Source organism: Oxalobacteraceae sp. CFBP 8761 (genome assembly GCA_014841595.1).
Taxonomy (GTDB): domain Bacteria; phylum Pseudomonadota; class Gammaproteobacteria; order Burkholderiales; family Burkholderiaceae_D; genus Telluria.
In genome coordinates this window covers 1,104,978-1,129,759 of sequence record JACYUE010000001.1, presented here as the reverse complement: position 1 = coordinate 1,129,759, position 24,782 = coordinate 1,104,978, and the positions used below count along the sequence as shown (strand labels likewise).

Annotated in this window: 23 protein-coding genes; 11 read left to right on the top strand and 12 right to left on the bottom strand. The window is 64.0% G+C overall.

The annotated features are described in order from the left end of the window. The first annotated feature begins 181 nt into the window (after window positions 1–181). The 5 genes from cphA (IFU00_04975) (at window position 182) to IFU00_04955 (ending at window position 9,930) form a co-directional block, all read left to right on the top strand. Complete coding sequence (cphA, locus tag IFU00_04975) at window positions 182–2,359, top strand: cyanophycin synthetase (GenBank protein MBD8541638.1); 2,178 nt, start codon at window positions 182–184, stop codon at window positions 2,357–2,359. Between the two features lie 87 nt (window positions 2,360–2,446). Then, window positions 2,447–5,020, top strand: coding sequence for a cyanophycin synthetase (gene cphA / locus IFU00_04970; protein ID MBD8541637.1), 2,574 nt, complete (start codon window positions 2,447–2,449; stop codon window positions 5,018–5,020). Between the two features lie 51 nt (window positions 5,021–5,071). Continuing rightward, complete coding sequence (locus IFU00_04965; protein MBD8541636.1) at window positions 5,072–5,923, top strand: hypothetical protein; 852 nt, start codon at window positions 5,072–5,074, stop codon at window positions 5,921–5,923. A 372-nt stretch (window positions 5,924–6,295) separates the two neighbouring features. Next, on the top strand, window positions 6,296–8,965 hold the full coding sequence (gene mutS / locus IFU00_04960) for a DNA mismatch repair protein MutS (GenBank protein MBD8541635.1): 2,670 nt from the start codon (window positions 6,296–6,298) through the stop codon (window positions 8,963–8,965). After that, window positions 8,965–9,930 (top strand): hypothetical protein, encoded by a 966-nt coding sequence (locus tag IFU00_04955; GenBank protein ID MBD8541634.1) that lies wholly within the window; start codon window positions 8,965–8,967, stop codon window positions 9,928–9,930. The genes mutS and IFU00_04955 overlap by 1 nt, the downstream gene beginning before the upstream one ends. Window positions 9,931–9,985: 55 nt before the next feature. Here IFU00_04955 and IFU00_04950 read toward each other — a convergent pair whose 3' ends face one another. After that, entirely contained in the window at window positions 9,986–10,519 is a 534-nt protein-coding gene (locus IFU00_04950) for a peptidylprolyl isomerase (GenBank protein ID MBD8541633.1), read from the bottom strand. A 77-nt stretch (window positions 10,520–10,596) separates the two neighbouring features. Between IFU00_04950 and IFU00_04945 the strand changes: the two genes are divergently transcribed. From IFU00_04945 to IFU00_04935, 3 genes are all read left to right on the top strand, one after another. Beyond that, complete coding sequence (locus IFU00_04945) at window positions 10,597–11,718, top strand: cupin domain-containing protein (protein ID MBD8541632.1); 1,122 nt, start codon at window positions 10,597–10,599, stop codon at window positions 11,716–11,718. Between the two features lie 2 nt (window positions 11,719–11,720). Further along, window positions 11,721–12,197, top strand: a complete 477-nt coding sequence (locus IFU00_04940; protein ID MBD8541631.1) for a hypothetical protein — start codon at window positions 11,721–11,723, stop codon at window positions 12,195–12,197. A gap of 294 nt (window positions 12,198–12,491) precedes the next feature. After that, window positions 12,492–12,773: a hypothetical protein gene (locus tag IFU00_04935; protein MBD8541630.1), complete on the top strand. Its 282-nt coding sequence runs from the start codon at window positions 12,492–12,494 to the stop codon at window positions 12,771–12,773. A gap of 159 nt (window positions 12,774–12,932) precedes the next feature. Here the strand turns inward: IFU00_04935 and bamC are convergent, their stop codons facing one another. From bamC to IFU00_04885, 10 genes are all read right to left on the bottom strand, one after another. Continuing rightward, window positions 12,933–14,126 (bottom strand): outer membrane protein assembly factor BamC, encoded by a 1,194-nt coding sequence (bamC, locus tag IFU00_04930; GenBank protein MBD8541629.1) that lies wholly within the window; start codon window positions 14,124–14,126, stop codon window positions 12,933–12,935. Between the two features lie 40 nt (window positions 14,127–14,166). Then, window positions 14,167–15,051: a 4-hydroxy-tetrahydrodipicolinate synthase gene (locus IFU00_04925; GenBank protein MBD8541628.1), complete on the bottom strand. Its 885-nt coding sequence runs from the start codon at window positions 15,049–15,051 to the stop codon at window positions 14,167–14,169. Window positions 15,052–15,106: 55 nt separating this feature from the next. Then, window positions 15,107–15,676 (bottom strand): class I SAM-dependent methyltransferase, encoded by a 570-nt coding sequence (locus IFU00_04920; protein ID MBD8541627.1) that lies wholly within the window; start codon window positions 15,674–15,676, stop codon window positions 15,107–15,109. 22 nt (window positions 15,677–15,698) lie between these two features. Then, window positions 15,699–16,352: a site-2 protease family protein gene (locus IFU00_04915; GenBank protein MBD8541626.1), complete on the bottom strand. Its 654-nt coding sequence runs from the start codon at window positions 16,350–16,352 to the stop codon at window positions 15,699–15,701. Between the two features lie 81 nt (window positions 16,353–16,433). Then, a complete protein-coding gene (locus IFU00_04910) occupies window positions 16,434–17,057 on the bottom strand; it encodes a threonylcarbamoyl-AMP synthase (GenBank protein MBD8541625.1) in 624 nt (207 codons plus the stop codon). A 14-nt stretch (window positions 17,058–17,071) separates the two neighbouring features. Continuing rightward, window positions 17,072–17,953: a protease HtpX gene (htpX, locus tag IFU00_04905; protein ID MBD8541624.1), complete on the bottom strand. Its 882-nt coding sequence runs from the start codon at window positions 17,951–17,953 to the stop codon at window positions 17,072–17,074. Between the two features lie 88 nt (window positions 17,954–18,041). Then, the gene (locus IFU00_04900) at window positions 18,042–19,205 is read right to left on the bottom strand and encodes a PHB depolymerase family esterase (protein ID MBD8541623.1); all 1,164 of its coding nucleotides are present in this window, start codon (window positions 19,203–19,205) and stop codon (window positions 18,042–18,044) included. Window positions 19,206–19,216: 11 nt separating this feature from the next. Continuing rightward, window positions 19,217–19,645 (bottom strand): CopG family transcriptional regulator, encoded by a 429-nt coding sequence (locus IFU00_04895; GenBank protein ID MBD8541622.1) that lies wholly within the window; start codon window positions 19,643–19,645, stop codon window positions 19,217–19,219. Window positions 19,646–19,784: 139 nt separating this feature from the next. After that, window positions 19,785–20,618: a PHP domain-containing protein gene (locus IFU00_04890; protein ID MBD8541621.1), complete on the bottom strand. Its 834-nt coding sequence runs from the start codon at window positions 20,616–20,618 to the stop codon at window positions 19,785–19,787. Between the two features lie 42 nt (window positions 20,619–20,660). Continuing rightward, window positions 20,661–21,548: an alpha/beta hydrolase gene (locus IFU00_04885; protein MBD8541620.1), complete on the bottom strand. Its 888-nt coding sequence runs from the start codon at window positions 21,546–21,548 to the stop codon at window positions 20,661–20,663. Window positions 21,549–21,710: 162 nt separating this feature from the next. Between IFU00_04885 and IFU00_04880 the strand changes: the two genes are divergently transcribed. Beyond that, complete coding sequence (locus IFU00_04880) at window positions 21,711–22,235, top strand: gamma carbonic anhydrase family protein (GenBank protein ID MBD8541619.1); 525 nt, start codon at window positions 21,711–21,713, stop codon at window positions 22,233–22,235. Window positions 22,236–22,238: 3 nt separating this feature from the next. Continuing rightward, complete coding sequence (gene hslO / locus IFU00_04875) at window positions 22,239–23,219, top strand: Hsp33 family molecular chaperone HslO (GenBank protein ID MBD8541618.1); 981 nt, start codon at window positions 22,239–22,241, stop codon at window positions 23,217–23,219. 91 nt (window positions 23,220–23,310) lie between these two features. Here the strand turns inward: hslO and IFU00_04870 are convergent, their stop codons facing one another. After that, on the bottom strand, window positions 23,311–24,069 hold the full coding sequence (locus IFU00_04870) for a hypothetical protein (protein ID MBD8541617.1): 759 nt from the start codon (window positions 24,067–24,069) through the stop codon (window positions 23,311–23,313). 189 nt (window positions 24,070–24,258) lie between these two features. Between IFU00_04870 and IFU00_04865 the strand changes: the two genes are divergently transcribed. Next, window positions 24,259–24,764: DNA starvation/stationary phase protection protein (locus IFU00_04865; protein ID MBD8541616.1), on the top strand; the 506-nt coding region annotated here is incomplete at its 3' end. Between the last annotated feature and the right edge of the window lie 18 nt (window positions 24,765–24,782).

Here is a 24,782-nt window from a genome sequence, read left to right as displayed (position 1 = left end):
GTTTGGATGACACGAAATGTGTTTTGGTGAAAATATTGCGGCTAAGTAAAAGCCGCAACTGGATCAGATCAGCGCGTGATGTGCGCTGCGATTGGCGGCCTTTCGCTAACGTAGTGACACCTCAGGCATACAAGGAAAAGTCGCCGGTGTGGGAGTAGCGCCAGGTGACCAACGTATTTACATGACGAAAAAGAACGACATCAAATTCCTGCGCATCAATTATCTGGCGGGACCAAACATCTGGACCTATCGGCCCGTGATCGAGGCCTGGCTCGACATCGGCGAACTGGAAGACTATCCGTCGAATCTGCTCCCCGGGTTCACGACGCGCCTGATTACCTGGCTGCCGGGCCTGATCGAGCACCACTGCGGCGTCGGCTACCACGGCGGCTTCATCGAGCGCCTGAACGAAGGCACCTGGGCCGGCCACATTCTCGAACACGTCGTGCTCGAAGTGCAGAGCCTGGCCGGCATGAAGACCGGCTTCGGCAAGACCCGCTCCACCGGTGAGCATGGCGTCTACAAGATGGCGTTCCGCACGCGCGACAATGTCGTCGGCCGCGCCGCGCTCGACGTCAGCCATCGCCTGATGATGGCCGCGATCAACGACGAGCCGTTCGACCTGCCTGCCGCGCTTGTGCGCCTGACCGACATGGTCGACCGCCTGTGCCTGGGTCCGTCGACCGCGCACATCGTGGACGCCGCCACCGACCGCCGCATCCCGTCGATCCGTCTGACCGACGGCAATCTGGTGCAACTGGGTTACGGCGCCGCGCAGCGCCGCATCTGGACCGCCGAGACCGACCGCACCAGCGCGATTGCCGAAGGCATCGCCAGCGACAAGGACATGACCAAGAACCTGCTCGCCTCGTGCGGCGTGCCGGTGCCGGAAGGCGCCATCGCGCGCAGCGCCGACGCGGCCTGGGAAGAAGCCGCCGACATCGGCCTGCCCGTGGTCGTCAAGCCGGTCGACGCGAACCACGGCCGCGGCGTCTCGCTGAACCTGAATACCGAAGCAGAAGTGCGCGCCGCCTATGTGATCGCATCCGAAGAAGGCGAAAGCCGCTCGGTGCTGGTCGAGCGCTTCATCACGGGCAGCGAGCACCGCCTGCTGGTGGTCGGCCGCAAGGTCGTCGCCGTCGCGCGCGGCGAATCGCTGTGGGTGACGGGCGACGGCCGCCAGAACGTGGCCGAGCTGTGCGACAGCCAGATCAATATCGACCCGCGCCGCGGCGAAAGCGAAGAATTCCCGCTCAGCCCCGTCGAGCCGCGCAAGAGCGAAGAAAACCAGTTGCAGCTCAAGCGCCAGGGTCTCACGCCCGACACAGTGCCGCCTGCCGGCCAGAAGGTGCTGATCCAGATGAACGGCAACGTCGCCGATGACGTCACCGACCTGCTCCACCCGGAGGTCGCGCACGCTGCGGCACTGGCCGCCCGCATCGTCGGCCTGGACATCGCCGGCATCGATCTGGTGTGCGAAGACATCAGCCGCCCACTGGCCGAACAACGCGGCGCGATCATCGAAGTGAACGCCAGCCCTGGCCTGCTGGCCCACACCAAGCCGGCCAGCGGCACCGCCCGCAACGTCGGCAAGGACATCATCGAGCACCTGTTCGCGCCGGACGACACGGCGCGCATCCCGGTGGTCGGCGTGACCGGCTCGCTCGGCTGCAGCCTGATCACGCGCCTGATCGGCTGCCTGGTCAACATCACCGGCAAAGAGGTCGGCGTGGCCAACGGCGAAGGCCTGTACCTGAACGCGCGCGTGATCTCGAACCGCGACAGTACATCCGTCGAAGCCGGCCAGCGCATCCTGATCAACCGTAACGTCCAGACGGCGGTGTTCGAGTCGAACGCCCGCTCGATCCTGCAGGACGGCCTGCCGTACGACCGCTGCACCGTGGGCGTCGTGACCGACATGGCGGGCCTGGCCGACCTGGCAGAGTTCCATATCCACGACGACGACGCGCTGCGCAACGTGATCCGCACCCAGGTCGACGTGATCCTGCCGGACGGCGTGGCCGTGCTCAACGCCGCCAACGAGCAGGTCGCGGCGCTGGCCGAACTGTGCGACGGCGGCGTGATTTTCTACGCCTTCGACGAACACCATGCGGTGCTGGCGGCGCACCGCGCGGCGGGCGAGCGCATCGTGTTCGTGCGTGACGGACGCATCATGCTGGCCGAAGGCGACGCGGAGACGCGCCTGAACACGCTGGACACGATGAAGCCGTCCACCGTGAAGTACCCCGAAAACGTGCTGGCGGCAGTGGCGGCGGCGTGGGCGCTTGGCGTGCCGAGCGACCTGCTGTGCGGCGGCCTGCGCGCGTTCGACGCGACACCAAAACAAACGACACATTGAATGACACTGCCCGGCAATCTGCCGGGCCTGGCGCCCGCCCCCGCGCATGTGCGCACGGTGCGCGGCCCGCGAAAGGAATGACGGTTTATGGAAGTATCTCGCGTACGGGCCCTGCGTGGCCCCAATCTCTGGAGCCACCACACCTCGGTCGAGGCGATTGTGACGTGCACGCCTGAGGAAGAATCGATCGGCGAACTGCCCGGTTTCGAATCGCGCCTGCGCGTGCGCTTCCCGCAGATCGGCGGCCTGCAGCCGTTCGGCCACTACGAAACGATCCCGCTGGCCCACGTGCTCGAACTGGTCGCGCTGCACCTGCAAGCCGAAGCCGGCTGCCCGGTGACGTTCAGCCGCACCACCGCCACGCTGGAAACCGGCACCTACCAGGTGGTCGTTGAATACAGCGAAGAAGACGTCGGCCGCCAGGCCCTCGAACTCGCGCAGCAGCTGATCGAAGCCGCCCGCAACGATACCCCGTTCGACGTGCCCGCCGCGCTGGCGCAACTGCGCGCGACCGACGAAGACGTGCGTTTGGGTCCATCGACCGGCTCGATCGTGCAGGCCGCAGTGGCCCGCAACATCCCGTTCCGCCGCCTGACCGAAGGCAGCATGGTCATGTTCGGCTGGGGCAGCCGCGCGCGCCGTATCCAGGCCGCCGAGATCGACGCCACCGGCGCGATTGCCGAATCGATCGCGCAGGACAAGGAACTGACCAAGAAGCTGCTCGACGCAGCCGGCGTGCCGGTGCCCCAGGGCCGCGGCGTCTCCGACCCTGACGACGCCTGGGCCGCCGCCATGGAAATCGGCCTGCCCGTGGTGATCAAGCCGAAGGACGGCAACCAGGGCAAGGGCGTGACGGTCAACGTCACCACGCGCGAACAACTCGACGCCGGCTTCAAGGCCGCCAGCGAATTCCGCGACGACATCCTGGTCGAACGCTACCTGCCGGGCCACGACTACCGCCTGCTGGTGGTGGGCGACAAGCTGGTGGCCGCCGCGCGCCGCGAACCGCCGCAGGTGGTGGGTGACGGCGAACGCAGCGTGCGCGAACTGGTCGAGCAGGTCAACCTGGACCCGCGCCGCGGCGATGGCCACGGCACGTCGCTGACCAAGATCCGCTTCGATGACATCGCCATCGGCACGCTGGCCCAGAACGGCCTGACGCCGGACTCGGTGCCCGCCATCGGCCAGCGCGTCGTCCTGCGCAATAACGCGAACCTGTCCACCGGCGGCTCGGCCACCGACGTCACCGACGACGTGCACCCTGAAGTCGCGGCGCGCGCCGTCGCTGCCGCCCACATGATCGGCCTGGATATCTGCGGCGTCGACCTGGTCTGCGACAGCGTCCTCAAACCGATTGAGGACCAGAACGGCGGCATCGTCGAGGTCAACGCCGCGCCGGGCCTGCGCATGCACCTGGCGCCGTCGTTCGGCAAACCGCGCCCGATCGGCGAAGCGATCGTCGACACGCTGTTCAAGGACGGCGACGACGGCCGCATCCCGATCGTGGCCGTCACCGGCACGAATGGCAAGACGACCACCGTGCGCCTGATCGCGCACCTGCTCACGGCTTCCGGCCTGCGCACCGGCATGACCAATACCGACGGCGTCTACATCGAAGGTCGCCGCATCGAGAGCGGCGACTGCAGCGGCCCGCGCAGCGCGCGCAACGTGCTGCTGCACCCTGACGTCGACGCCGCCGTGTTCGAAACGGCGCGCGGCGGCCTGCTGCGCGAAGGCCTGGCCTACGACAAGTGCCAGGTCGCCGTGGTAACCAATATCGGCTCGGGCGACCACCTGGGCCTGAACTACATCACCACGCTCGAAGACCTGGCGGTACTCAAGCGCGTGATCGTGCAGAACGTGGCCGTGGGCGGCATGGCGGTACTTAACGCCGCCGATCCGACCGTGGCGGCAATGGCCGAACGGACGCGCGGCGACGTCACCTTCTTCGCGCAGGACGTGGGCAATCCCGTCATGGCGATGCACCGCGCCCAGGGCCGCCGTGTCGTCTTCGTCGAAGAAGGCTATCTGGTGGCGGCGCAGGAATCGTTCGTCGAACGCATCGACCTGAAGGAAGTGCCGATCACGCGCGGTGGCGTGGTGGGCTTCCAGGTCGAAAACGTGATGGCGTCCGTGGCCGCAGCCTGGGGCGTGGGCACGTCGTGGGATGCGATCCGCCTGGGCCTGAAAACCTTTGTCGGCGAAAGCGACAATGCGCCAGGACGCTTCAACGTCTTCGATTACAAGGGCGCGACCGTGATCGCCGACTACGGCCACAACCCGGATGCGATCGCCGCGCTGGTCAATGCGGTCGAGAGCATGCCCGCCAAGCGCCGCTCGGTGGTGATCAGCGGCGCCGGCGACCGGCGCGACCAGGACATCACGCAGCAGACCGAAATCCTGGGCGCGGCGTTCGACGACGTGCTGCTGTATCAGGATCAGTGCCAGCGCGGGCGCGCCGATGGCGAAGTCATCGCGCTGCTGCGCGCAGGGTTGAGCAATGCGACCCGCACCGGCCACGTCGAAGAAATCAATGGCGAGTTCGTGGCGATTGATCGGGCGCTCTCGCGCCTGGGTGATGGGGACTTGTGCCTGATCCTGATCGACCAGGTTGACGAGGCGCTGGCGCATATCACGGCGCGGGTCAAGGCGGCAGCCTGAGTATCGGTGCTGTGTTTCCGGGGACGGGCGGCGACGCGGTATGCTGCGTCGATGAATAGCCCGTCCCCGTTTTTGTTATCCCTCCCTGCCCTGCCCAGGGCGAGTGCCTGGCCGCTGCTGCGGGCATTGTTCAAGCGGCCCGCGCGGCCGTCGGCACAACCGGTCCAGGCCAGTTACCGGCTGGACCGGATCGATGCGGATCACGTGCGGCGCTACTGCGACGCATTCGGTTTCCCGCCCGGCCCCGTGCCGCTGACCTACGTCTACCTGCTGGCCCAGCGCGCGCAACTGGCGACGATGCTCGATCGGGCGTTGCCGTTTCGGATTGTCGGACTGATTCATGTGTCGAACGACCTCGCGATGCAGTGCGAGGTACGCACTGATGCGCCGCTAGCACTCGTGACGACATTATCGATGCCGGAACCTGGGACCAATGGGGCCGTCGAATGCGTGCTGGAGACAGTGGCAAGTGCCGATGGGGAAACGGTCTTCACTTGCACCAGCCGGTACCTGATCAAACGCGGGCAACGCGTCAAGCACGCGACCGCGTCGCCGTCAGTCGCGCCGGTGGGAGACTTCGTTGGAGAATGGGTCGTAACTGCGGATGCGGGGCGGCGCTATGCAGCCTTGTCCGGCGACTGGAATCCCATTCACCTGTGGCCGTGGAGCGCGCAATTGATGGGGATGCACGCGCCAATCATCCACGGCATGGAGACGATGGCGCGCGTCTGCGCGGCGTTCGAGCAATCAACCGATCGTCGCGTCACCAGTCTGGCATGCCGCTTCAAACGCGCCGTGCCGCTCGGTGCTTCCGCAACGTTGCTGGCCTGCGAAGTCCCCGGCAGTTTTGTCGTGCTGTGCAGCGGTCGCGTGGCCGTCGAAGGCACGCTTGGCTACGCGTGATGCCGCGCGACCCGCAAAAACCCGGCATCAAAAAAAGCCGGGGTCAGGTCTGACATTCGGACACGATCTCGGCAGTAGAGAGAAAGCCGGGGTCAGGTCTGACATTCGGACACGATCTCGGCAGTAAAGTAGTCGGAACTAGCTGACACGATGCCATACCAATCTGAACAAGAGCCCCTTGGAACTGGCCAAGGCTGAGGTCGTGTCTAAATGTCAGACCTGACCCCGGCTGTGCTTGACCCCGGCTGTGCTAAAGCTGAGGTCGTGTCCGAATGTCAGACCTGACCCCGGCTGTGCCGCGCGCGCAACATCAATCGCGGTAAAATACGCAGCTCTGGCCAGCCTCTGCCTCGCCGAACCCAATCCGAAGAAATGACCACCGTTCCCACTGAAATCAACGCCGCAGCCGTCAAGAACAGCGCGACCGACAAGCACACCCCGATGATGCAGCAATACCTGCGCATCAAGGCCGACTACCCCGACATGCTGGTGTTCTACCGCATGGGCGACTTCTACGAACTGTTCTTTGACGACGCCGAAAAAGCCTCGCGCGTGCTGGGCATCACGCTGACTGCGCGCGGCAAGTCCGAGGGCAATCCGATCAAGATGGCCGGTGTGCCGTTCCACTCGCTCGATGGCTATCTGGCCAAGCTGGTGAAACTGGGCGAATCGTGCGCGATTTGCGAGCAGATCGGCGATCCGGCGCTGTCCAAGGGCCCGGTCGAACGCAAGGTCATGCGCGTCGTCACGCCCGGTACGCTGACCGATTCCGATCTGCTGCCCGAAAAAGCCGAGCGCCCTCTTCTCGCCCTGTGCCTGCAAATCCAGCGCAAGACTGTCACTGCGGGTCTGGCCTGGCTGTCGCTGGCCAGCGGCAATCTGCGCCTGATGGAATTTTCGGGTGATGCGCGCGCCATCGAGGCGCGTCTGGCGCATGAACTCGAGCGCATCGCGCCGGCCGAAATCCTGCGCGCCGACTGCGGCGACATGTTCGACGATGGCGCTTCCACCGTGCACACCCAGCGCGTGCCGGAATGGCACTTCGACGTGGTCAAGGGCCACGGCGCGCTGCTCGAACAACTGAAGGTTGCAACGCTCACCGGCTTTGGCGCCGATGGCCTGGGCGCTGCGTTCGGCGCGGCCGGCGCGCTGCTGCGCTATGCCCAGGCCACGCAAGGCCGCGGGTTGCAGCACGTGCGCGGGCTGGCGTGCGAAAACGAGAACGAATACATCGGCCTAGATGCCGCCACCCGCCGCAACCTGGAGCTGGCCGAGACCATTCGCGGGCAAGAGTCGCCGACATTGTTCTCGCTGCTCGACGGCTGCCGCACGGCGATGGGCTCGCGCATGCTGCGTCACTGGCTGCATCACGCACGCCGTGACCAGTCGATCGCGCGCAGCCGTCATCAGTCGATCGCCGCGCTGCTGCAGGCGGATGCCATCGACAATCTGTCGCCGACGCTGGCGCAGGTGCCGGACATCGAACGCATCACCACGCGCGTGGCGCTGCTCAGCGCGCGACCACGCGACCTGGCCAGCCTGCGTGATGGCCTCAAGGCGTTGCCGATGCTGCGCGAACTGGTGGCGCGCTGCTTCGTGCCGGGCGATACGTCGCTGCTGCGCGAACTGCACGACGACCTGGCCACGCCCGCCGATTGCCTCGACCTGCTGGTGCGCGCCGTGCTCGAAGAGCCGAGCGCGATGATCCGCGATGGCGGCGTGTTCGCACGTGGCTACGATGCCGAACTCGATGAACTGCAGGCGCTGTCCGAGAATGCCGGCCAGTTCCTCGTCGACCTTGAAACACGCGAGCGCGCCCGCACCGGCATCGCCAACCTGCGCGTCGAGTACAACCGCGTGCACGGCTTCTACATCGAAGTCACCAACGGCCAGGCGACCAAGGTGCCGGACGATTACCGCCGCCGCCAGACGCTGAAGAACTGTGAACGCTATATCACGCCCGAACTGAAGGCGTACGAAGACAAGGCGCTGTCGGCACAGGACCGCGCGCTGGCGCGCGAGAAGATCCTGTACGACGACTTGCTGGCCCAGCTCGCGCCGCACATCGGCGTCCTGCAAACCATCGCGCGCGCGATCGCGCAGGTCGACGTGCTGGTCGCGCTGGCCAGCCACGCGCTGCGCCACGGCTGGTGCGCACCGCAGCTGGTCGATGCGCCGTGCCTGAACATCGTCGAAGGCCGCCATCCGGTGGTCGAGAATCAGATCGAGCGCTTCATCGCCAACGATTGCCGCTTCTCCAACGAGCGCCGCCTGCTCCTGATCACCGGTCCGAACATGGGCGGTAAATCGACCTTCATGCGCCAGGTCGCGCTGATCACGCTGCTGGCGTATGTCGGCAGCTACGTACCGGCGGCCGAAGCCACGCTGGGCCCGATCGACCGCATCTTCACCCGCATCGGCGCCAGCGACGACCTGGCCAATGGCCGCTCGACCTTCATGGTCGAGATGACCGAATCGGCCGCGATCCTCAACGGCGCCACCGAGCATTCGCTGGTGCTGATGGATGAAGTCGGGCGCGGCACGTCGACCTTCGATGGCCTGGCGCTGGCGTGGGCCATCGCGCGCCACCTGATCGACACGAGCCGCAGCTTCACGCTGTTCGCGACGCACTACTTCGAGCTGACCCAGTTGCCGGAGTCGTACCCAAGCGCCTACAACGTGCACCTGTCGGCAGTCGAGCACAAGGACAGCATCGTGTTCCTGCATGCGGTGCAGGATGGTCCGGCGTCGCAAAGCTACGGCTTGCAGGTGGCGCAGCTGGCCGGCGTGCCGCAGCCGGTGATCAAGGCCGCGCGCAAGCACCTGGCGCGCCTGGAAGCGCAGGCCGCCGGTGGTACGCCGCAGCGCGACCTGTTCGCCGCGCCCCTGCCCGAGCACGATCTCGACGACACCCCGGCGCCCGTCGTGGCGGAAGTCCAGGATGACGGCTTGCGCGATGCACTGGACGCCATCGATCCGGACGCGCTGACGCCGCGCGAAGCGCTCGAACGGCTCTACGAGCTGAAACGGCTGGCTGCGTGATGTCGATCCCGCGTCCGGTCATTGTCCGCGCTGCGCTGCTGGCGACGCTGCTTGCCTGCGCGCCGCTGGTGGGCCAAGCCAAGGACAAGGACAAGGAAGAGCGCCCCACGCACCGCTTCGCCGTGGTCGGCAACGACGCGCGCGCTGACAGTGACGCGCGCCTGAAGCAGGCACTGGCCGATTCGTCCGAAAAATCCGTGTCGTTCGTCGTCCTAACGGGCATCAAGGGCGAGAACGAAAGCTGCGGCGACAAGCTGTACCTGCAGCGGCGCGACCTGTTCGAGCATGCGAAGCGGCCCGTGATCGTGTCGCTGTCGGGTAGCGACTGGACCGGCTGCCGCAACTCGGCCAAGCGCACCAATGCGATCGAGCGCCTGAACCGCCTGCGCGAACTGCTGTACGGCGAGCCCGAATCGCTTGGCGCAACCAAGATCCACCTGACGCAGCTATCAGCCAGTCCGCGTTTTCGCAGCTATGCCGAGAACGCGCACTGGAAGGTGGACAAGGTGCTGTACGCCACCATCAATCTGCCAGCCGCGAACAACCATTTCCTGCCGGCGGCGGGTCGCAACAGCGAATACGAAGACCGGGCGGTGGCCAACCGCTTCTGGCTGAACCGCCTGTTCGCGATGGCGCGCAGCGACAAGGCGCAGGCGCTGGTGCTGTTCTCGGAAGGCGCCGTGCGCCCGTTCCATCTCGATCAGCCAGCGGGCCTGCGCGGCTTGTTGCGGCGCGCACCGGTCGAGCGTGACGGGTTCGAGGCAGCGCGGCGTCAGATCCAGGCGCAGGCCGTCAAGTTCGATGGGAAGGTGCTGCTGGTCGACAGTGACGCGCCAGGTGGCCACAAGCCGCAGATCGCATGGAAAGGCAATCTGGGACAGCTGTCAGTGGGAACCAAGGCGGTCGAGGTGAATGTGATGCTGGGGAAAGATGCGGCGTTTACGGTGGTGGACGCGAAGCAGTAGAACAGAAATTACAAACGCGGCCACCGCGTGATGCGGTGGCCGCGCACCAACCGGATTACTGCAGCGGCTGGGTACGGAAGTGGTCGCCATCATCGCTGTCATCGATCTCGTGATGATGACCGCCAGCGCCGTGCACGTGACCGTGCTGGATTTCTTCGGCGGTCGCAGCGCGCACGTCGACCACGGACAGGTCAAAGCGCAGAGCCATGCCGGCCAGTGGATGGTTGCCATCCAGGACGACCTTGTCGTCAGCGATTTCGGTGACGGTGAAAATCACCGGCTCGTCGTCGCCGTTTTCGGCCACGCCTTCAAACTGCATGCCGACTTCGATCGGTTCCGGCAGGCGCGAACGCTCTTCGACCTTGACCAGCTCTGGCTCGTAGTCGCCGAACGCGTCGTCTGGCTCCACCTGGATCGTCGAGGCGTAGCCGGTTTCTTTGCCGTCCAGCTCTTCTTCGATCTTCGGCAGGGTATTCTCGTAGCCGCCATGCAGGTACACCATCGGCTGGGAGCCCTCCTCGATCAGATTGTTCTGGGCATCCGACAGTTTATAGTTAACCGTCACGACTGTGTCTTTAGCAATCTTCATCGTCCATCCTTTCATTGTGAGCTGCGGATTATACTCTCGATGGGTCTAGGTCCCGCTTCGGCTGGTTATAATGTCGCATGAAAAAATTACCGCTTTTGGGGAATCTTTCCCCTGCTGAATTCTTGCGCGACTACTGGCACAAGAAGCCGCTGCTGATCCGTGGCGCCATCCCCGGCTTCAAGCCGCTGCTCAAGTTCGAGAAGCTGGCCGAGCTGGCCGCACTGAACCATGTCGAATCGCGCCTGGTCTCGCTGCGCGACGGCGAGTGGGACATGCAGCACGGCCCCCTCACCGAATTGCCGGCCCGCAGCGAGCCCAACTGGACGATGCTGGTCCAGGGCGTGAACCTGCATGACGAGCGCGCCGACGAGCTGCTGCGCCAGTTCCGCTTCGTGCCGGACGCCCGCCTGGACGACCTGATGGTGAGCTTTGCCACCGACGGCGCCGGCGTCGGCCCGCATTACGATTCGTACGACGTGTTCCTGCTGCAGGCGCACGGCAAGCGCCGCTGGCGCATCGGCGCGCAGCAGGACCTGACGATCATCGAAGGCTTGCCGCTCAAGATCCTGGCCAATTTCGAGGCCGAAGAAGAGTTCGTGCTCGAGCCGGGCGACATGCTGTACCTGCCACCACAGTACGCGCACGACGGCATCGCCGAAGGCGAATGCATGACGTATTCCATTGGTTTCCGTTCGCCGTCGTTCCAGGAACTGGGCGAAGCGTTCCTGCAATTCATGGCCGATTCGATCGACCTGCCGGGCCGCTACGCCGATCCGGAATTGCAAGAAGCAAAGAACCCGGCCGAGATTCCGAAGCACATGCTCGCCACCGTTACCGAAGAGCTCAACAAGGTGCGCTGGGATGAAGAAGACGTCACCATCTTCCTCGGCGAGCACATGTCCGAGCCGAAGCACAATGTGTTCTTCACGCCGCCCGCCAAGCCGCTGACCTTCGGCCGTTTCATGGAAACGGCCGCCAAGCGCGGCATCAAATTGTCGAGCAAGACGTTGATGCTGTACCGCGGCAAGAACGTGTTCATCAATGGCGAATCGCTGGCCGCCGGCCGCGCCGACAAGGTGGTGCTCGACGTGCTTGCCAACGACCGCCGCATCGATGGCGCCACGCTCGGTAAAGCCACCGACGACGTCACCGAATCCCTGTACGCCTGGTATCAGGACGGCTGGGTCGAGCTGGGCTGACCATGGATGCGCGCGCCATCCCGTTCGACACCCGGCGCGACTGCGAGACGCAACTTCTCGCCGTCGTGGCGGCCGCGCAGCACAGCCTGCGCGTGTTCGATCCGGATGGTGCAGTATTTGCGCTGGGCGCCGTCCAGGTGGATGCGGCGCTGCGCGCCTTCCTGCAACGGGGCGGCACCTTGCGCCTTGCGCTGCACGAGCCGGGCCACATCGAGCGCCACTTCCCGCGTTTTCTGCGTCTGCTGCGCGACTACGGCCACGCGTGTGAATGCCGCCAGAGCCCGAAAAACCTGCGCCAACTGACCGATTCGTTCTGCATCGCCGACGAACAGCACGTGGTACGCCGCTTTCATAGCGACCACATGCGTGGTGAAGCCAACTTCGACGATCCGCGTGCCGTGGATATTCCCCACCACCGGTTCGAAGCGATCTGGGAAGCTTCCCGACCGACACTGCACCCGACGACCACTGGGTTGTAAGTACGCTACGAAAAGCACAATTAGTTGCCCAGGAGTTAATTCTTAGGTGTTTCGCTATTTGCGTAGCATCTTGTAACAATATGAAGCTTATCAAAGCGGAAAATTCTTACACCAGAGCATGTGTTAGCTATTGCGAAACTGTAAAATTGTCTATAATATCAATCAGGAAGGTTCCGTTGCGCCCGTGGCAGTCTTGCTATTTGTGAAGGCACGAGAATTCCATCGAGAAATAATTACCGGTAATTATTATTCGTATCAAGTAGTTCTACTTTTGTAAATACTAAGGAAAAAACCATGAAAAAATCCCTGCTGATCGCTTCCCTGTTCGCTGTTACCCTGGCTGCTTGCGCTAAGAAAGAAGAAGCTCCAGTCGCACCAGTGACCGAAACCCCAGCTGCTGTCGTCGCTCCTGCTGACGCAACCATGCCAGCTGCTGACGCAACCGCTCCAGCTGCTGCTGCTGCTGACGCTGCTGCAACCGACGCAGCTGCTGCTGCTTCGACCGCAACCGACGCTGCTGCCGCTGCTCAGACCTCGGCTACCCAAGCTGCTGACGCTGCTGCTACCACCAAGTAATTCGTTACTCGGTATGAAGAAACCGGCCTGCGGGCCGGTTTTTTTACGTCTGTCGCTTTCGAACGCGTAGACGGGAAACCCGTCCACCCTACTGAATACGATGACAACAAGCATAAAAAAACCGGCCACTTGGCCGGTTTCTTGTTGCTGCAACGAGGATTACTTCAGCTCGTTGTTCAGCAGCGTCAGGATCTTGGTCGTCGTCGGCGACGTTTCCGCCTTGCCGTCGTTGGTCTGCACCGACACTTCGCTCACGTTCGCACCCTGTGCGGCCTTGACCAGCACGCGGTAGCGCTGGGCTTCTTTCGCGTCGTCTTCCGACTTGCCGAACGTGAACAGGCGCTTGAAGAAGCCATCCTTGGTCTCGCCTGCATCCGGATCGACATAGCGCACGAAGTAGATGCCCTGCACGCGGTCGCGGTCTTCGACGGTGAAGCCGACGCGATCCAGTGCCAGGCCGACACGGCGCCAGGCGCGGTCGAAGCCTTCATCGACCTCGACCTTGTCACCCACCAGCTTGGCGTGCTGCGGCGCCAGTGGCGCGTTGGCGACCATGGCTTCGGCCGGTGCGACTTCTTTCGCGCCCGTCAGCAGAGCGACGATGCGGCTCAGGTATTGCGATTCCAGGCCAGGATCGTTCGGACGCACGGTCCAGGTCGTGGTTTCGCTTTGTGGGCCGGTCAGGACTTCTTCGGCGCCGCGGTGGCTGACCCAGATCTCGGTCGAGCCATCCGGCAGGCGCTCGAGGCGCGTGCGGAACTTGTCGCGCTCGCCGGTCGAATAGGCGCTGTCGAACACGCGGCCGATGGCACGGCGCACGAAGTCTTGCGGGATCTTCGAGCGGTTCTCGACCCAGGCGGTTTCCATGGTGCCGGTGGTGGCCGATTCGGTCTCGAGCGCGAAGCCCTGCTCTTCCCAGAACTGGCGCAATTGCGGCCACAGCTGTTCAGGCGTTTGCTTGACCACCAGCCAGCGCTGGTCGCCATTGCGCTGCACGCTGACGGCGTCGGTCGAGATCGGGCCGATCGGCTGGCCGGACGCCGAGACACCGGCCACTGCAGGCACGCCGCCGGCAGCTGCTGCGGCCTGGCCTTGCTGGAATTCGGATGCGGTGGCGACACCACGGCCGTCCGGGATCGCGTAGCGGTTATCGCGCTGTAGCTTGGTCAGGTCGGGCGGCACGTCCAGCGGTGCGGCCTTCTTGGTGCCTTTGTAGTCGACTTTGTCGCCACTGAAAATCGTGGTGCAGGCTGCCAGGCTGAACGCGATGACCGTGAGCGAGAGCACACGGGCGGCGGCAGGAGCGTTGATCAGGGATGCGCCGTTTGAATTCTTAGTCTTGCGAATAGTCATGTCGTTCGATATCAGGTCAGTAACCCGAACCCTTGCGGATTCAGGATGGGGAATGAACGCCGGCTTCCACCAGGGCGGCACGTACGATCTCGTGGTATTGGGAGGACAGCGGCGCGAGCGGCAGGCGCAGGCCCGCCGGCATCTTGCCCATCTCGGCCAGCGCCCATTTGACGGGCACCGGATTCGGTTCGACGAACAGCCTGGCGTGCAGGCCGAGCACGCGGTTGTTGATCTCGAGCGCGCGCGCGATGTCGCCGCTCATGGCGGCCACACACAGCTCGTGCATCGCGCGCGGCGCCACGTTGGCGGTGACCGAAATATTGCCGGCGCCGCCGCAGAACATCAGCGCCATTGCGGTCGGATCGTCGCCCGAGTACACGGCGAAGGATTGATCGACCATCTTGAGCAGCTCGATGCCGCGCCCGATATTGCCGGTAGCGTCCTTGATGCCGACGATGTTCTCGATCGGTGCCAGGCGCGCGACGGTCTCGTTGGCCATGTCGGCCACGGTACGGCCCGGCACGTTGTACAGGATGATCGGCAGGTCGACGGCTTCGGCGATCGTGCGGAAGTGGCGGTACATGCCCTCTTGCGTCGGCCGGTTGTAGTACGGCACGACCTGCAGGGACGCGTCCGCGCCGACGCTCTTCGCGTGACGGGTCAGCGCGATGGCTTCCACGGTCGAATTGCCGCCAGTACCGGCGATGACAGGGATGCGGCCGGCGACATGGTCGACGGCCAGCTTGACGAGTTCGCAATGCTCTTCCGGCGACAGGGTCGCCGATTCGCCGGTCGTGCCCACGATGACGATCGCGTCGGTACCTTCGGCGATGTGCCAGTCGATCAGCGCGCGCAGGGAATCACGATCGACGGTGCCATCTTCGAACATCGGGGTGACGATTGCTACGATACTGCCCTTAATCATAATCTTTGGACCGTGCCATTCATTTAAAAATCTGATTGTAGCGGATAGCCCGCCCCTATGGTTCATTCCTGACCACAATATGGTCGAGCCAGGCCTCGGTTTTGCGGTACGCATGGCCGGCGGCGCACAGGCGCTGCACCTGCGCCGGATGGGGCCGCTCAACGTGGCCATCCTCGTATGCCAGCACCTGCAGACCGCCATCGTGGGCCAGCGCCAGCAGTTCGCCAGGCGCAAGCAGGAACGCTGGATTCGACGGCTTCCCATAGACCTCGTTGCCTTGCGCGAAGGTTTCGTAGATCAGGATACCGTCTGGCCGCAGGCTGGCCGCGATCTGCGCGAACAGCGGCCGGTGCAGGTAATTGGTGACGACAATGATGGCAAAGCGCTCCGCTTCGAATGGCCAGCTGGCGCCATCGGCCTCGAGATCGCAGGCCAGTGTCGTCACGCCCTCGCCCGCGCTGGCCGCCAGCGCTGCTGGATTGCGGTCAACGGCCAGCACCTGCAAACCTTGCGCCGCGAGCAGGCGCGTGTGGCGCCCGTTGCCGCAGGCCAGGTCAAGCGCTTCGCCTGACTTGGCCAGCGGTGCGAAGCGCGCTACCCAGGGCGACGCGGGCAAGGCCGCCATGTGTGTGCCGGTGGTCATCGGCTCAGAGCAGGAAGAACGTGAATGGCGTGGCTGCCAGCTGCACCAGGTAGCCACCCAGCGCCATCACTGGCGTGAGCCAGTAGCCGACCACCCGGAGCATGACCAGTGCCAGCACGATGAAGAAGCCGTAGGGCTCGATGCGGGCGAACGCATAGGCCGCGCGATGTGGCAACATCGCCGTCACGACCCGGCCACCATCGAGCGGCGGGATCGGGAGCAGGTTGAAGGCCATGATCAAGAGGTTGACGACGATACCGGCCTGCGCCATCTTGTGCGGGAATTCTTCGCCGACCTGGAAGAACACGAGCAGCACGCCGAGGATCAGCCACAGCACGGCCATGACGAAGTTGGCAAACGGGCCGGCCAGCGATACCCATGCCATATCGCGCTTCGGATTGCGCAGGCGCCCGAATTCGACGGGCACCGGCTTGGCATAGCCGAACACGAACGGCGTGAACAGGAACATCAGAACCGGGATCACGATCGTGCCCCAGATGTCGATGTGCACCAGCGGGTTGAGGCTCATGCGCCCCTGCGAATAGGCGGTATTGTCGCCAAAGTACTTGGCGGCGTAGGCGTGGGCGGCTTCGTGCAGCGTGATTGCAAACAGGACCGGCAGCGCATACACCGCGATGGTGCGAATCGTTTCTTCCATGGGGGCTGATTCTATCAGAGCGCGGCGCGTACTTGACCGGTGGAATACTTAAGGCAGCCTTGCAGGCTGCAACCTGGCTGATTACAGGCCGAACGCCGCCGGGTCGCCCCTGCCCTCGCGGATCAGCACCGGCTCGGGGCCGGTCAGGTCGATCACGGTGGTGGCTTCCAGCATGCCGGCGCCGCCGTCGATGATCAGTTCGATCTGCTTTTCGAGGCGCTCGCGCACTTCATCGGGATCGGACAGCATGTGCTCATCGCCCGGCAGTTGCAGCGTGGTGCCGATCAGCGGCTCGCCCAGTTCTTCGAGCAGCGCCAGCGTGATGCGGTTTTCAGGAACGCGCAGGCCAATCGTCTTGCGCGACGGATGCGACAGGCGCCGCGGCAGCTCGCGCGTGGCTTCCAGAATCACCGTGTACGGGCCTGGCATCGTGGCCTTGAGTAGGCGGTATTGCGTATTGTCCACGCGCGCATACTGCGCCACTTCGGACAAGTCGCGCACCAGCAGCGTCAGGTGGTGCTTGTCATCGACACCACGGATGCGGCGCAACTTCTCGACCGCGTTCTTGTCGTCCAGCCGGCAGACGAGTGCGTATGCGGAATCGGTTGGCAGCGCGACGATGCCGCCGGCGCTGACGATCTGCGCGGCCTGCTTGATCAGGCGCGCTTGTGGGTTTTCAGGGTGGATCTGGAAAAACTGGCCCATGGATGGTGTCCTTGTTATTGGTTAGGCAGCGACTGAAGCGCGGCGATACGCTGCTCCATCGGCGGGTGGGTCGAGAACAGCGCGCCCCAGCCGCCGCCGCTGCCGGAAATGCCCGATGCCGACATCGCTTTCGGCAGCGCGCCCGGCGCGAAGCCGCCCAGGCGGGCCAGCGCGTGCTGCATCGGCACCGGGCTGCCCATCAGTTTGGCGGCGCCGGCGTCGGCGCGGAATTCGCGCTGGCGCGAGAACCAGGCCACGATGATCGAGGCCAGCAGGCCGAACAGGATTTCGCAGACCATCACGGTGGCGTAATAGCCGATGCCGGGCGCGTCGCCCTCTTTACGGAACAGCACCTTGTCGACAAAGAAGCCGACCACGCGCGCGGAGAACACGACGAAGGTATTGACGACACCCTGGATCAGCGTCAGCGTGACCATGTCGCCATTGGCGATGTGGGCGACTTCGTGGCCCAGGACAGCTTCGACTTCATCCTGATTCATGCTTTGCAGCAGGCCGGTAGAGACGGCGACCAGCGCCGAATTCTTGAAGGCGCCAGTGGCGAACGCATTCGGCTCGCCATCGTAGACGGCAACCTCGGGCATGCCGATGCCGGCGCGTTCCGCCAGGCGGCGCACGGTGTCCACCAGCCACTGCTCGGTGGAGTTGGCCGGTTGTTGGATCACGCGCGCACCGGTCGACCATTTGGCCATCGGTTTGCTGATCAAGAGCGAGATGAACGAACCGGTAAAGCCAATGACGAGCGACATCACCGCCAGCGAAGCGAAGTCGATGCCCTGCGCCGAAACGGCGCGGCCGAGACCGAGCACGTTCATGACCATCGACAGCACCAGAACGACGGCGAGATTGGTGGCGAGGAAAAGAACAATGCGCTTCATGGCAGACAACTCCTTAATTAGTGACAGGATGCCAATATTGGGCTTCCTGTCGGAAAATTCAAGGGCATAGCCCTGCGTGCCTGCCGTATCAGCGTTTTGCACCCAGGAAGAAGCGCAGCATCTCCTTCGACGCCGAAGGCCCGGCCGCGTCCGTATGCGATCCGGCCGCATTGCCGCCAGCCCAGGCATGCCCTGCGCCCTGCACGACCCACTGCTCCGCCATCGCCCGGCCCGCGTCATCGCGCCAGACACTGCGGCGGCAACGGCGCCCGCCATGGGCTACATCGTCGTGACGCACGCTCAGTGGCGTGGCGTGCAGGCCGGCGTGAGCGCCCACATACTGTTGCAGCACGGCGTCGCCATTAGCCGGCGTCACCACGTGATCGGTACTGCCATGGAACACGATGACGGGCACCGCCTCGCGCAAGGTACGGCCTTTGGCCGGCTTCTTCATGGCCTGCAGGCCGGTGATCATGTCGCGCCCGCTACCGGCCGGCAAGCCGGAGTGCACGCCCACTGCCGCGAACAGGTCCGGATACTCGGCGCCCAGCACGGCCGCCATCGCCCCGCCCGCCGACATGCCGGCCACAAACACCTGCGCCGGATCGGCGCCGTGCTCCTTGACGATCTGCCGCGTCAGTCCGGCGATGATGCCTGGCTCACCCGCATCGCGCCCCTGGTGGCCCGACTCGAACCAGTTCCAGCACTGCGTGCGGTTCGACGCGCTGTCCTGCTCCGGATACAGCACGAGGCAGTTGGCTTCTTCGGCCAGGCGGTTCATGCCGGTGCCGAGCGCGAAATCATCCGGATTCTGCGTGCAGCCGTGCAGCATGACGATCAGCGGACGCGGCGCGGTCGATGGCTGCGACGGGATGTACAGCTTGTAGCGGCGGCGGCCGGCGGCGTTCGAAAAGACGCCCGCGGTGAAGGTGCCACCGGCGACGTCGTCCATGACCGCCACATCGTCATCTTGAGGCATGCCAATGCCGACACCGACACCAGCGGCGCGCATGGCCGCCTGACCCTTGCGCAGCTGGGCTTGCCAATCCGGCGCCGGGTTGATGTCGACAAACGCCGTGGCGTCCTTGCTGGCAGGCGCGGTGCTCTGCCCCTGTCCATGCCCCTGCCCCGGCATCAGGCCGGCCTGCGCCAGCGCCTGCTGGATCGTGGCGGTGGCTGAGGCCACATCCTTGTTCTGCACGAGGCGGGCAGAGGTCATCATCTTGTTCATGAATTGGTCGAGCGATTTCATAGCGTTCCAGTCTAGGTAAGGGTGCGATCTGCCAGCGCGGCGCGCACGGCAGGTGATGCAACAAAGGCGCCCAGGACCTGGATCGAAGCGATCGCATTCCGGGCAAGTTCAGGTGATACGTTGTCTTCGATGACCGCCAGGCCCAGCACATGGATATCCAGTTGCTGACCTTCTGCCACCAATTGCTCGAGTTCCTGCACCGAGTAGCGGTACAGGCCCATCACATAGCGCTTGCGCACGATGGTCTGGCGGATCACGTCGGCATGCTGCGTGAGCAGGTTGCGAATGGCCGTGCGCACCAAGTCGGTACGATTGGAATAGAACCCTTCCTCGACGAGCAGGTCGACCTGGGCCAGGTCGACGAGGCCGACATTGACCGTGACCTTGTCGCTGTCAGGGAGTTTCTGTTGGGGTAAAACTGCTTTCATCGTGTTCTCCATACGCTGCATATACTCCAATTGGAGTATAAAACGGCTTTTACAAGAGCTGATGGGCAAATTCTTGTAAAAAAAGGAAAAGAACAGGCACAACGCGGCCAGCCGCAGGAGCGGCGGCCGGACAGTCAGAATGACGGGAGGGTTAGAACCAGTCGTGCCAGACCGGCGTTACACCGGATGGCAATGGTGGCAGTTCGGCAAATTCGACCCGCGATTCGCCAGGTGCGTGGAAGTCGGTGCCGCGTGAGGCTAGAAAGCCATAGCGGCGCGCAACTTCGGCGTAGGTGCCATATTGATCCGGCGTGTGGCTGCCGGTGACTACCTCGATGGCGGTACCGCCCAGCTGGCGGAACTCGTCGAACAACACACCCTGGGCCGTGTCGCTGAACCGGTAGCGGCCTGGATGCGCGATGACGGCAATGCCGCCCGCACCTTGGATCCAGCCCATTGCTTCGCCGAGCGTGGCCCAGCGATGCGGCACATAACCGGGCTTGCCTTCGGTCAGGAACCGGCGGAACACGTCGGAGGTGGTCGTGCAGACGCCGATCTCGCACAGGTAGCGCGCAAAGTGGGTGCGCGACATCAGGTCGGGATTGGCGACGTAGCGCAGCGCACCTTCATATGGTGTAGGAATGCCGGCCTGCTCGAGCTGCGCCGCCATTTCGCGGGCCCGTTTTTCGCGCCCGTTGCGGGTTGCTGCCAGGCCTGCGATCAGCGCAGGGTTGTTTTCATCGACCTGCAGGCCGACGACGTGGACCGTCTCGTTGGCCCAGGTGACCGAAATCTCGACGCCCGCCACGAAACGCATGCCCAGCGCCGTGGCCGCCTGCCGCGCAGCCTTCACGCCGCTGATTTCATCGTGGTCGGTCAGCGCCCACACATTCACACCGCTCTTGCCGGCGTAAGCGGCCACGTCCGCTGGCGCGAGGACGCCGTCAGAGACATTGGAATGGCAGTGCAGGTCGACTTTCAGCATGGGATATTCAGCAGGCGGGATGGACGCTCCATTGTACGCGCATCAATCTGTCGGCGCAGCGAGGAACTCTTCGATCATGCGCGCCAGCAATTCGGGCTGGTCGTGGTGCAGCATGTGGCCGGCCTGCGGCACCATGCGCGCCGTGACGTGCTTCAGATAGCCCATGCGGCGGTCGACCTCGGCGCGCGCCTGCTCCTTCGCGCCCATCCAGCGCCACATATCCGTGTCCTCGGCCTCGACCCACAGCACCGGCGCCGTGATGGCCGACCACGCCGCCATCATCTCGTCGACGTGGTACAGCAGCGGACCCGTCATCTTGTGCGCAGGGTCGCCCAGGATGCGCCACTGGCCATCGCGATCCTGCTCGGACCAGTGGGCAGCGAGAAAGCTCGAGCGCTCATACGACAGGCGCGGATTAGTCTTGCGCAGGCGCGCTGCTACTTCGTCCAGGCTGGCATAGCCACGCATCTCGGGTGGCGCGCGCAATTCGTCGAGCCAGTTGGCCAGCCGTTTCGGATACTGGGCCGCCTTCGTGCCCGGCAGGCCGAAACCTTCCAGGTTGATCAGCTTGCCCACGCGGTGGGGCCGCACGCCCGCGTACAGGCCGGCGATATTGCCGCCCATGCTGTGGCCGAGCAGGTTCACGGCCTCGTCGGGCGCAAACCGGTCGAGCAGCGCATCGAGGTCGGCCACGTAATCCGGGAACCAGTAGGTATCGGCGCCCGAACGGTCGCTGTGACCGAAGCCGCGCCAGTCGGGCGCGATCACGTGCCAGTCGCCCTCCAGGGCATCGACGACGAACTGGAACGACGCCGCCACGTCCATCCAGCCGTGCAGCATGAACAGCTTGGGCGCGCCCTCGTTTCCCCAATGGCGCACGTGAAGGCGCAAGCCGCGCACGGTGACAAATTCTGAACGTGAAAGTTTCATGAGGCCTCGAAAAAAGTACGATCGTTCAGGCAATTATATCGCCGGCCCGTTGAATTCGCGCAGCGTGGCCCCATCTGCCGGTCTTCGGGCGATGGCAAAGGCGGCGCTGACCCAGGCCTGGAGCGGTAAAATAGCCCCATTCCAACCTTCTGCGAGCGCATCATGGCCATTTACCAGCTGGGCGAACATGCACCCGAGATCGATCCGTCGGCGTTTGTCGCCGATTCGGCCACGCTGATCGGCAAGGTCACACTGGCGGCCAACACGTCGGTGTGGTTCGGGGCCACGCTGCGGGGCGACAACGAACGCATCACCATTGGCGAAAACAGCAATGTGCAGGAAGGCACGGTGATGCACACCGACATGGGCTATCCGCTCGACATTGGCCGCGGCGTGACGATCGGCCACCAGGCCATGCTGCATGGTTGTACGGTCGGCGACGACTCGCTGATCGGCATCGGCGCCGTGATCCTGAACGGTGCCCGCATCGGCAAGGGCTGCCTGGTCGGCGCCGGCGCGCTGGTCACGGAGAACAAGACATTTCCCGATCACTCACTAATCCTGGGTTCGCCCGCGAAAGTGGTGCGGACCCTGACACAAGAAGACTTGCTGCGCCTGCAGCGCAGTGCCGCGAGCTATGTCGCGCGAGGCCAGCTATTCAATACACAGCTAAAGAGAATCGGATAAAGAATGACGACACCAGATACCACGATTGACATCACGAGCACTACCGGCGACACGCTGCAAAAATTCATCTTCGACAACGCCGCCGTGCGCGGCGAGCTGGTCGAGATTTCCGACACCTGGCGCGAGATCCAGGCGCGCCACGGCTACCCGAAAGCGGTGCGCTCGGTGCTGGGCGAGATGGTCGCCGCCTGCGCCCTGCTGTCGGCCAACCTCAAGTTCAACGGCTCGATCGTGATGCAGATCCATGGCGACGGCCCGGTGCGCCTGCTTGTCGTCGAATGCGACGCCGACCTGCGCATGCGCGCCACAGCCAAGCTGGCGCCGGACGTCGATGTCACCGACGACGCCATGCTCGGCCAGCTGGTCAATGTGCAGGGCACGGGCCGTTTCGTGATCACGCTCGACCCGCTTGAAAAGATGCCGGGCCAGCAGCCGTACCAGGGCATCGTGCCGCTGGACGGCGACGACGTCGCCACGGTCATCGAAAACTACATGCTGCGTTCGGAGCAGCTCGACACGCGCCTGTGGGTCGCCGCCGACGACAAGGTCGCGCGCGGCATGCTGCTGCAAAAGCTGCCGCGTCACAGCGGTGGCGAAGACCAGACCAAGCAGGCATCCGAAGCGGAAGACCTGGAAACGTGGAACCGCGCCGCAGCGCTGGGCGGCACGCTCAAGCACGAAGAGCTGCTGTCGACCGACATCTCGACGCTGCTGCACCGCCTGTTCTGGGAAGAGACGATCCGCGTGTTCGATCCGATGCACCCACAGTTCCACTGCAGCTGCAACCGTGAAAAGGTCGGCAACATGCTCAAGATGCTGGGCCAGCCAGAAGTGGAAACGGCGCTGGAAGAGCTGGGCGAACTGGGCATCAACTGCGATTTCTGCGGCAAGCACTACTCGTTCGACAAGGTCGATTGCGCGCAGCTGTTTGCCGTCGATACCGCAGCCCAGACCTTGATCCCGCCGAGCGGCAGCACGCACTAATAGCACGCACTAAGACAACTCACCAGATTGTCGACAGGCCGGCCTTGCGCCGGCACTGTCGGACCATTCAGGGCGCTTCGGCGCCCTGTTCTTATTGAGCGGCCTGCAGCGGCGCGGCCTGCTGCGCATCGGCTGCGAATTCGTAGGTAATCAGGCTGTCGTTGTCCCACTCCTTGCTGCGCACCGGAACGATAAAGCTGTGATGATCTTCGCTCAGCGTCAGTAGCCTGCTGCGCTCGCCCGATGTCAGGCGCGCCGCTTCGAGCCGCTTTGGCGCGCGATAGTACAGCGCCGTCATCGGCGCATGACACATCCCGCCAACGACCGCCATGGCGCTGCGCATCACAATGCCGATCTCGTCCTTCATCACTGCCCACGCCACTTCGCATTCGAGCCGCATGTCGCCCAGCCGGCGCGCGTTGTCCGGCACGCCGGGGCTGCGCACGCGCGGACGCCAGCGCATCCGCGATTTTTTACGGTTCAAAACCAGGTCGGCATTGTCGTCGAATGCTTCCTGGCTGCGCGGCAAAATGAACGTCGCATCGCTGTCGAGCGCAAGCGGAAGGTCCACCGTGTCGCCGGACAGGCGCAGCGCGAGGCCGTCCGGCGACTGGGTCGTGCCATCCTGGTTCTTCAATTCAAAGCGCAGACTGGCGCTTGGCGCGAGGCCATGGTGCTTGTCGAACGCGTCCAGCCCACGCGACATGATGCGGTAGGGGCGTAGCTCGGGATCCTTGACGCCACTGACTTCGACCTTCGTTTCCATGCTGGCTTCGGGTGGCGTTACCTGCGCCCATGCCGGGCCGGAAAGTACCAGAACCAGTGCCACTACCGCGCGTTGCGACGTCATGTGATGACCTTTGTTATCAGAAACAAATCAGTCTGCGCGACCGGCGCGCGCCAATTCTCACCCTTCGTCACACACCTCGTACCGTCCTGCGGCGATTCGGTCATGGTGGTAAGCTGATGCTTGTTTGATACTGTTGCATTTTCAGACAGTGGCACCACATGAATATCACTGACTAATGGAGAAATACACATGAACATCGATATTGGCATCAACACCGAAGACCGCGCAAAAATCGTCGAATCGCTCTCGACCGTGCTGGCCGACAGCTACATGCTGTACCTCAAGACCCACAACTTCCACTGGAACGTGACCGGTCCGATGTTCCAGACCCTGCACGTGATGTTCCAGGAGCAGTACACCGAACTGTGGACCGCACTGGACGATATCGCCGAGCGTATCCGCGCACTGGGCCACTTCGCACCAGGCACCTACAAGCGTTATGTCGAACTGTCGACCATCACCGAAGAAACCGACGTGCCGTCGGCCAAAGAGATGATCCGTCAACTGGTCGAAGGCCAGGAAGCCGTGATCCGCACCGCGCGTGCTGCCGTGCGTATTGCTGACGAAATCGACGATTTCCCGACCGCCGACATGCTGTCGACCCGCATGGAAGTGCACGAGAAAAATGCATGGATGCTGCGCGCATTCCTGGAACAGGGCGCAGGCCACGAGCAGGGCGACGCATCGTCGCAGTCNACGTCGTTCCAGCCTCA